6 protein-coding genes are annotated in these 7,835 nt (G+C 73.0%); 2 read left to right on the top strand and 4 right to left on the bottom strand.

Going from position 1 to position 7,835, the window contains the following annotated elements:
- Positions 1-3: 3 nt before the first annotated feature.
- From ilvN to ilvD, 3 genes are all read right to left on the bottom strand, one after another.
- Positions 4-516 carry an acetolactate synthase small subunit gene (gene ilvN / locus AB2L27_RS19235; protein ID WP_106214130.1) on the bottom strand — a complete coding sequence of 171 codons (513 nt, stop codon included), beginning with the start codon at positions 514-516 and terminating at the stop codon, positions 4-6.
- Positions 516-2,351, bottom strand: a complete 1,836-nt coding sequence (locus AB2L27_RS19240; RefSeq protein ID WP_370443107.1) for an acetolactate synthase large subunit — start codon at positions 2,349-2,351, stop codon at positions 516-518. The genes ilvN and AB2L27_RS19240 overlap by 1 nt, the downstream gene beginning before the upstream one ends.
- A gap of 282 nt (positions 2,352-2,633) precedes the next feature.
- Positions 2,634-4,337 carry a dihydroxy-acid dehydratase gene (gene ilvD / locus AB2L27_RS19245; protein ID WP_370443108.1) on the bottom strand — a complete coding sequence of 568 codons (1,704 nt, stop codon included), beginning with the start codon at positions 4,335-4,337 and terminating at the stop codon, positions 2,634-2,636.
- Between the two features lie 120 nt (positions 4,338-4,457).
- Here ilvD and AB2L27_RS19250 point away from each other — a divergent pair, with 120 nt between their 5' ends.
- Both AB2L27_RS19250 and AB2L27_RS19255 read left to right on the top strand, forming a co-directional pair.
- Positions 4,458-6,452 (top strand): aldo/keto reductase, encoded by a 1,995-nt coding sequence (locus tag AB2L27_RS19250; protein ID WP_370443109.1) that lies wholly within the window; start codon positions 4,458-4,460, stop codon positions 6,450-6,452.
- Positions 6,449-7,348 (top strand): LacI family DNA-binding transcriptional regulator, encoded by a 900-nt coding sequence (locus AB2L27_RS19255; RefSeq protein WP_370443110.1) that lies wholly within the window; start codon positions 6,449-6,451, stop codon positions 7,346-7,348. The genes AB2L27_RS19250 and AB2L27_RS19255 overlap by 4 nt, the downstream gene beginning before the upstream one ends.
- Positions 7,349-7,350: 2 nt before the next feature.
- On the opposite strand, the gene AB2L27_RS19260 is transcribed toward AB2L27_RS19255, so the two are convergent.
- Positions 7,351-7,548: a hypothetical protein gene (locus AB2L27_RS19260; protein ID WP_370443111.1), complete on the bottom strand. Its 198-nt coding sequence runs from the start codon at positions 7,546-7,548 to the stop codon at positions 7,351-7,353.
- Positions 7,549-7,835 lie beyond the last annotated feature (287 nt).

Genomic DNA, 7,835 nt, shown 5'->3' on the forward strand with positions numbered 1-7,835 from the left:
GGGTCAGGCGGAGCGGAGCGCGCGGTCGGAGATCGCGCGCCCACCACGGGCGAGCGCCACCGAACCGGACTGCACCAGTTCCCGGATGCCGAACGGTTCCAGCACGCGCAGCAGCGCGGCCAGCTTGTCGGGGCTGCCGGTGGCCTCCACCGTCACCGCGTCGGGGGCGACGTCGACGACGTGCGCGCGGAAGAGCTGCACGGTGTCGAGCACCTCCCCGCGCGCCGAGGCGTCGGCCCGGACCTTGACGAGCAGGAGCTCGCGCTGGACCGAGGCGTCGTCCTCGAGCTCGACGATCTTCAGGACGTTGATCAGCTTGTTGAGCTGCTTCGTCACCTGCTCCAGCGGCTGCCGCTCCACGTCCACGACGATGGTCATGCGGGAGATCTCGGCGCGCTCGGTCGGTCCGACCGTGAGGGAGTGGATGTTGAAGTTCCTGCGCGCGAACAGCGAGGTGACGCGCATCAGGACGCCGGGTCGGTTCTCGACCAGGACGGACAGGGTGTGCTGGGACATCAGGAGATCACCTTCTCCGGGCCGGAGACGGTGTCGCCGGACTCCTCGCGGTCCCACTGGGGGGAGACCCCGCGGGCGTACTGGATGGCGTCGTTGCTCACGCCGGCCTCGACCATCGGCCAGACCATGGCGTCGCGGTGGACGCGGAAGTCGATGACGACGGGGACGTCGTTGATGGCCATGGCCTTCTCGATCGTCGCGTCGACGTCCTCGGGCCGGTCGCAGCGCAGCCCGACGCAGCCGTAGGCGTCGGCGAGCTTGACGAAGTCCGGCACCGGGGCGGCGTGCACCCCGTGGTGGTCACCGGAGTGCAGGTCGGTGTTGGAGTAGCGCTCGGAGTAGAAGAGCGTCTGCCACTGCCGCACCATGCCGAGGGAGGAGTTGTTGATGATCGCGACCTTCAGCGGGATGCCGTTGAGGGTGCACGTCGCCAGTTCCTGGTTCGTCATCTGGAAGCAGCCGTCACCGTCGATGGCCCACACCACGGCGTCGGGGCGGCCCACCTTGGCACCCATCGCGGCCGGGACGGAGAACCCCATGGTCCCCAGGCCCCCGGAGTTGATCCAGGTGCGCGGGTTCTCGTACCGGACGAACTGCGCCGACCACATCTGGTGCTGCCCGACGCCGGCGACGTAGACGGCCTCGGGGCCGGCGATCGCGCCGAGGCGCTCGATGACGTACTGCGGGGCGAGGGTGCCGTCCTCGGAGTCGGCGTACCCCAGCGGGTAGGTCGCCTTCCAGGACTGCGTGAGGTCGCGCCAGGCGCTCAGGTCGGCCCGGCCCCGGTCGAACTCGGCAGCGAGGGCCGCGGTCAGCTCGGCGATGACGAGCTTGGCGTCGCCCACGATCGGGACGTCGACCGCGCGGTTCTTGCCGATCTCGGCCGGGTCGATGTCGGCGTGGATCACCTTGGCCTCGGGAGCGAAGCTCGACAGCTCCCCCGTCACGCGGTCGTCGAACCGCGCCCCGAGCGTGATGAGCAGGTCGGCCTTCTGCAGGGCCGTGACGGCCGCGACGGTGCCGTGCATGCCGGGCATGCCCAGGTGGTTCGGGTGGGAGTCGGGCAGGGCGCCGCGGGCCATGAGCGTCGTCACGGCCGGGATGCCGGTGAGGTCGGCCAGGGCGCGCAGCTCCTGCGAGGCCTCGGCCTTGAGGACCCCGCCGCCCACGTACAGGACGGGGCGTTCGGCGGCGGCGATGAGGCGGGCGGCCTCGCGGATCTGCTTGCTGTGCGGGCGCACGACGGGCCGGTAGCCGGGCATGTCGACGGTCTCGGGCCAGGCGAAGGACGTCCTCGCCGTCTGGACCGACTTGGGGATGTCGACGAGGACGGGGCCGGGGCGGCCGGTGGAGGCGAGGTGGACCGCCTCGGCGATGGTGCGCGGGATGTCGGCCGGGTCGGTCACCAGGTAGTTGTGCTTGGTGATCGGGATGGTGATCCCGGTGATGTCCGCCTCCTGGAAGGCGTCCGTGCCGATGGCCTTCGTGCCGACCTGCCCGGTGATGGCGACGAGGGGCACCGAGTCCATGTAGGCGTCGGCGATGGGGGTCACGAGGTTGGTGGCCCCGGGCCCGGAGGTCGCCATGCAGACGCCGACCTTGCCGGTGGCCTGGGCGTAGCCCTCGGCGGCGTGCCCGGCGCCCTGCTCGTGGCGCACGAGGATGTGCTGGACGTGCGGGGAGTCCATGAGCGGGTCGTAGCTCGGCAGGATCGTGCCGCCGGGGTAGCCGAAGACGACCTCGACCCCGACCGCCTCGAGGGAGCGGATGAGGCTCTGCGCGCCGGTGAGCTCGGCGACGGGGAGCGTGGGGTCCAGGGGCAGTTGCTCTGGCATCTCGGTGTCCTCCTCGGGCGGTGCCGTTCACGGTGGTCGTGCTTCCCGGACGCCCGGCGTGTTCGGTCCGCCGGACGCAAAAAGACCCCTCAGCCAGGGATGGCGTGTGAGGGGTCGCGCGCTCGGCCGAACTGACTCAGCCGGCGCGCTGTCCGATGGCTACGAGGAACCGCATGGGTGGAAAGGTAGCCGTCCCGCGGCGCGCTGTCAGCCGACAGCGCGCCGCGTCTCACATCGTGGACAACCCGTCTCAGAACGAGGACGGGCCGGGTCCGCGGCGGGTCAGGTGCAGACCGCGCCGACGGAGGCGGACTGGACCTGCTTGGCGTACTTGGCCAGCACCCCGCGCGTGAAGACCGGCGGCAGCGGGGCCCAGCCCTCGCGGCGTGCGGCGAGCTCCTCGTCATCGACGAGGACTTCCAGCGTCTTGCCGGCCACGTCGAGCCGGATGCGGTCCCCGTCGCGCACCAGCGCGATCGGCCCGCCGTCGACGGCCTCGGGGGCGATGTGCCCCACGCACAGCCCCGTCGTGCCGCCGGAGAAGCGGCCGTCGGTCAGCAGCAGGACGTCCTTGCCCAGCCCGGCGCCCTTGATCGCGCCGGTGATCGCCAGCATCTCGCGCATCCCCGGACCGCCCTTGGGGCCCTCGTAGCGGATGACGACGACGTCGCCGGCCGAGATCGTGCCGTCCTCCAGGGCGTCCAGGGCCGCGCGCTCGCGCTCGAAGACGCGGGCCGTGCCCTCGAAGACGTCGGAGTCGAAGCCCGCGCTCTTCACCACCGCCCCGCCGGGGGCGAGGTTGCCCGTGAGGATCGTGATGCCACCGGTCGCGTGGATCGGGTCGTCCAGCGCGCGCAGCACGACGCCGTCGACGTCCGGCGGCGCGATGTCGGCCAGGTTCTCGGCCATCGTCTTGCCGGTGACCGTGAGCGTGTCCCCGTGCAGCAGACCGGCGTCCAGCAGCGCGCGCATGACGACCGGGATCCCGCCGATGCGGTCGACGTCGACCATGACGTGCCTGCCGAACGGCTTGAGGTCGCCCAGGTGCGGCACCCTGCCCGCGACGCGGTCGAAGTCGGCGAGGGTGAGGTCGACCTCGGCCTCGTAGGCGATGGCCAGCAGGTGCAGGACGGCGTTGGTCGAGCCGCCCAGGGCCATGACGACGGCGATGGCGTTCTCGAACGCCTCCTTGGTGAGGATCTGCCGGGCCGTGATGCCCTGGCGCAGCAGGTTCACGACGGCCTCCCCGGAGCGGCGGGCGAACCCGTCGCGGCGGCGGTCGGTCGCCGGCGGGGCGGCGCTGCCGGGCAGCGACATGCCCAGCGCCTCGGCCGCGGCGGCCATCGTGTTCGCGGTGTACATCCCGCCGCAGGCGCCCTCGCCCGGGCAGATCGCCCGCTCGATGACGTCGACGTCCTCGCGGGACATGAGCCCGCGCGCGCAGGCCCCGACGGCCTCGAAGGCGTCGATGAGGGTGACCTCGTGCTCGCTGCCGTCGGAGAGCTTGGCGCGGCCGGGCAGGATCGTCCCGGCGTAGAGGAAGACGCTCGCCAGGTCCAGGCGCGCGGCGGCCATGAGCATCCCCGGCAGCGACTTGTCGCACCCGGCCAGCAGGACCGAGCCGTCGAGGCGCTCGGCGCTCATCACCGTCTCGACCGAGTCGGCGATGACCTCGCGCGAGACGAGGGAGAAGTGCATCCCCTGGTGACCCATGGAGATGCCGTCGGAGACGGAGATCGTGCCGAACTCCAGCGGGTACCCGCGGGCGGCGTGCACCCCGTCCTTGACGGCCTTGGCCAGGCGGTCCAGGGACAGGTTGCAGGGGGTGATCTCGTTCCAGCTCGAGGCGACGCCGATCTGGGGCTTGTCCCAGTCCTCGTCCCCCATGCCGACGGCGCGGAGCATGCCGCGCGAGGCGGTCGCCTCCAGCCCGTCGGTGACCTGCCGGCTGCGCGGTTTGACGTCGATCTCATCGGCTGGGCTCACGCCGGGAGTCTAGGCGGCCCCCGGCGGCGGGGCGTTGACCGCACCGCGCGGGCGGGGTTAGCGTCGCCGGTGACGTCGTGAACGTTCACGACACCCTCCCCCGGCTCGAAGGAGCGCCTGATGTCGACCCCCACCCGCTGGGCCGTGCTCGGTCCCGGTGGCATCGCCCACCGCTTCGCCTCCCAGCTGCCCTTCGCGGGCGCCCAGCTCGTCGCCGTCGGCGGCTCCCCCACGCCCGGGGGCCAGGAACGCGCCCGCGCCTTCGCCGCCGAGTTCGCCCCCCTGTTCGACGCCGAGCCGTTCGCCGGCGACTACGACGCCGTCCTGGCCCGCGACGACGTCGACGCCGTCTACGTCGGCACCGTCCACGTCACCCACGCCCGGCTGACCCTGGCCGCGATCCGCGCCGGCAAGCACGTGCTGTGCGAGAAGCCCTTCGCGCCGAACAACGGCAGCGTCATGGCCGTCGTCGACGCGGCCCGCGCCTCCGGCGTGCGCGTCCTGGAGGCGTACATGTACGCCCACCACCCCCAGGTGCAGAAGCTCCTCGACCTCGTCCGCTCCGGTGCGATCGGCACCGTCGCGCACGTCGACGCCAGCTTCGCGTTCGCCACGGGCGCCAAGCAGGGGCGCCTCTACGACGCCGACCTCGCCGGCGGCGGCATCCTCGACGTCGGCGGGTACCCCGTCTCGGCCGCGCACCTCGTCGCGAGCGCGGCCCTCGGCCGTCCTGCCGCGGTGCAGGAGTTCTCCGCCCACGGCACGGTCGGGGAGACCGGCGTCGACGAGTGGGCCACGGCCTCGATCACGTTCACCGGTGGCGTCACGGCCGCCGTGCGCACCGGCGTCGCGCTGGCCGACCCGCAGACGATCACGGTCTACGGCTCGGCGGGCCGGATCCACCTGCCCGACCCGTGGACGATCCTCGGCGACACCCGCGTCGTGCTGACCCGGCCCGGCGCCGCGCCGGAGGAGTTCGCGTTCGACCCGGAACTGCCCGGGAACAAGCCCTACGCCCTGGAGGCGAAGGCGCTCGTGGCGGACGGGACCCCCGCGTTCACCCTCGACGACACGCTGGCCGTCAACGCCGTGCTGGACCGCTGGCGCGCGGCGATCGGGCTGCGCTACCCGTTCGAGACCGACACCGCCGACATCCCCACCGTCTCCGGGCTGCCGCTGCGGCGCGCCGAACCCACGGCCATGACGTACGGCCGCATCCCGGGCCTGGACCGGGAGGTCTCCCGCCTGGTCATGGGCTGCGACAACCAGCCCGACCTCGCGCACGCCTCGGCCGTCTTCGACGCGTTCGTCGAGGCCGGCGGGAACACGTTCGACACGGCGTGGCTGTACGGCTCGGGCACGTACGAGAAGCTGTTCGGCCGGTGGATGACCAACCGCGGCAACCGCGGCGACCTCAACGTCATCGTCAAGGGCTGCCACACCCCGCACTGCGACCCCGAGTCCCTCACCCGCCAGCTCCTGGAGTCCTTCGAGCGGCAGGGCCACGACCACGCGGACATCTACATGATGCACCGCGACAACGAGGACATCCCCGTCGGGGAGTTCGTCGACGTCCTCGACGAGCACGCCGCGGCCGGGCGCATCACCGTCTACGGCGGGTCGAACTGGTCGACCGCCCGCGTCGACGCGGCCAACGAGTACGCGCGCGCGAACGGCAAGCGGCCGTTCTCGGTGCTGTCCAACCACTTCGGCCTGGCCGAGGCGTACGACGTGCCGTGGGCGGGCTGCCGCCACGTCACCGACCCCGCGTCCAAGCAGTGGCTCTCCGAGCGCGACATCGCCCTGCTGCCGTGGAGTTCGCAGGCCCGCGGGTTCTTCGCCCGCGCCGAACCCGAGGACCGCAGCGACGCCGAACTCGTGCGCTGCTACTACTCCGAGGCGAACTTCGAGCGCAAGGCGCGCGCGGAGAAGCTGGGCCGGGAACTCGGCGTCCCGGCCACGGCCATCGCCCTGGCGTACGTGCTGGCCCAGCCGTTCCCGGTGTTCGCCCTGTTCGGCCCCCGCACCATCGCCGAGGCCCGGTCCTCGATGACCGGCCTGGGCGTGCAGCTCGACGAGCAGCAGGTCGCCTGGCTGGACCTGCGCGAGGGGTGAGCCGCCCCGCCGGGGTCTCCCGGCAGACGGTCACCCGGGCGGTGAACGACATGCCCGGCATCAACCCCGGCACGCGCGACCGGGTCCTGGCCGCCGCGCGGGAGCTGAACTACCACCCGTCGCGGTTCGGCCGCGGCCTGGTCAAACCGTCGGCCCGCACCCTCGGCCTCCTCGTCGGGGACCTGACGAACCCCTACTACGCCGACCTGGCCGCCACCGTCCTGCGACTGGCCGCCACCCGGGGGTGGAACGTCGTCATGGCCGAACCCGGCTCGGTGGCCGACCTCGTGGGAGCCGCGGACGCCGTCGTGGGTTTCACCGGCCTGGCCCTGGAACCCCCGGGGGCGGGCGCACCGAACCTGCCCGTCGTGGAGATCGACCCGCCCCGGGCCCACCCCGCTCACGGGCGCATCGAGTTCGAGCGGCGCGCCGCCACGCGCGAGGCCGTGCGGCACCTGCTGGAGCGGGGCACGCGCCGCCCGCTGGTCCTGGACCTGCCCGGCGGGTCCCCGCGCGCGGCGGCGTTCGTCGACGCCTTCGCCGAGGCGGGGGTCCACGCCGACGTCGTCGACCGCGACGCCGGGTGGGTGGACCTGGCCCCCCGCGCACCGGACGCCCTCGTCGCCTTCAACGACCTCGGGGGTTTCCGGCTGCTGCGCGACCTCGCCGCGCACGACGTCGGGGTACCGCAGCAGGTGCGCGTCGTGGGGGTCGACGGTCTGGCCCTCGGGGAGTTCGTCACCCCGCGCCTGTCCACGCTGGCCATCGACCTCGCCGAGGTCGCACGGGCCGCGCTCGACCTCGTCGTGCAGCTGGCGCAGGGGTCGGCGGGGGGCTCGCCGGAGGACCCGGTGCGGGTCGTCCCCCACCGGTTCCTCGCCCGCGGGTCGACCTGAGGTCAGTGGCGGTGCGTGAGCGCCCGCAGCCGGGTCCGCACCTCGCCCTCGTGCCAGCCCAGGCGACCCTGCGACCACGTCGGCGCCGGCAGGGCGCCCCGGCCCACGAGGGCGTGCAGCGTGGCCACGTCCACGTCGTAGCGGTGGCTGACCTGCAGCAGGGTGAGCTTGTCCAGCGCAGCACCCGCAGGGGCGTCCACCAGGGCGTCCATCGTCGTCCGGATCCGTTCACGGGAAGGGGCGCCCGAGCAGGGCAGAGGTCCCAGGATAGCCGCCCGCGACGCGCCCGCGGGACACCGGCGACCGGCCGGCGGGAGGTCTTGACGGCGGTTCCCGCCGGGGATCATCGTGGAACGCCTCAGAAGCTGTCCTCAAAGGGTTGAGGGGGCCGAGCGGGTCAACCGCCGCAGCATCACCCGGCTGTAAGCGATCTGCACCATCGCCACCGCCGAGGCCACCGTCCGCTCGTAATCCCGAGCCAGCCGGC

The organism is Kineococcus halophytocola, assembly GCF_041276425.1.
In the GTDB taxonomy this organism is placed as follows: Bacteria; Actinomycetota; Actinomycetes; order Actinomycetales; family Kineococcaceae; genus Kineococcus; species Kineococcus halophytocola.

What these genes read in the sequence shown, in the direction of transcription:
- ilvN (WP_106214130.1), bottom strand. Translation starts at nt 516, where the DNA reads ATGTCCCAGCACACCCTGTCCGTCCTGGTCGAGAACCGACCCGGCGTC.
- AB2L27_RS19240 (WP_370443107.1), bottom strand. Translation starts at nt 2,351, where the DNA reads ATGCCAGAGCAACTGCCCCTGGACCCCACGCTCCCCGTCGCCGAGCTC.
- AB2L27_RS19250 (WP_370443109.1), top strand. Translation starts at nt 4,458, where the DNA reads ATGTCGACCCCCACCCGCTGGGCCGTGCTCGGTCCCGGTGGCATCGCC.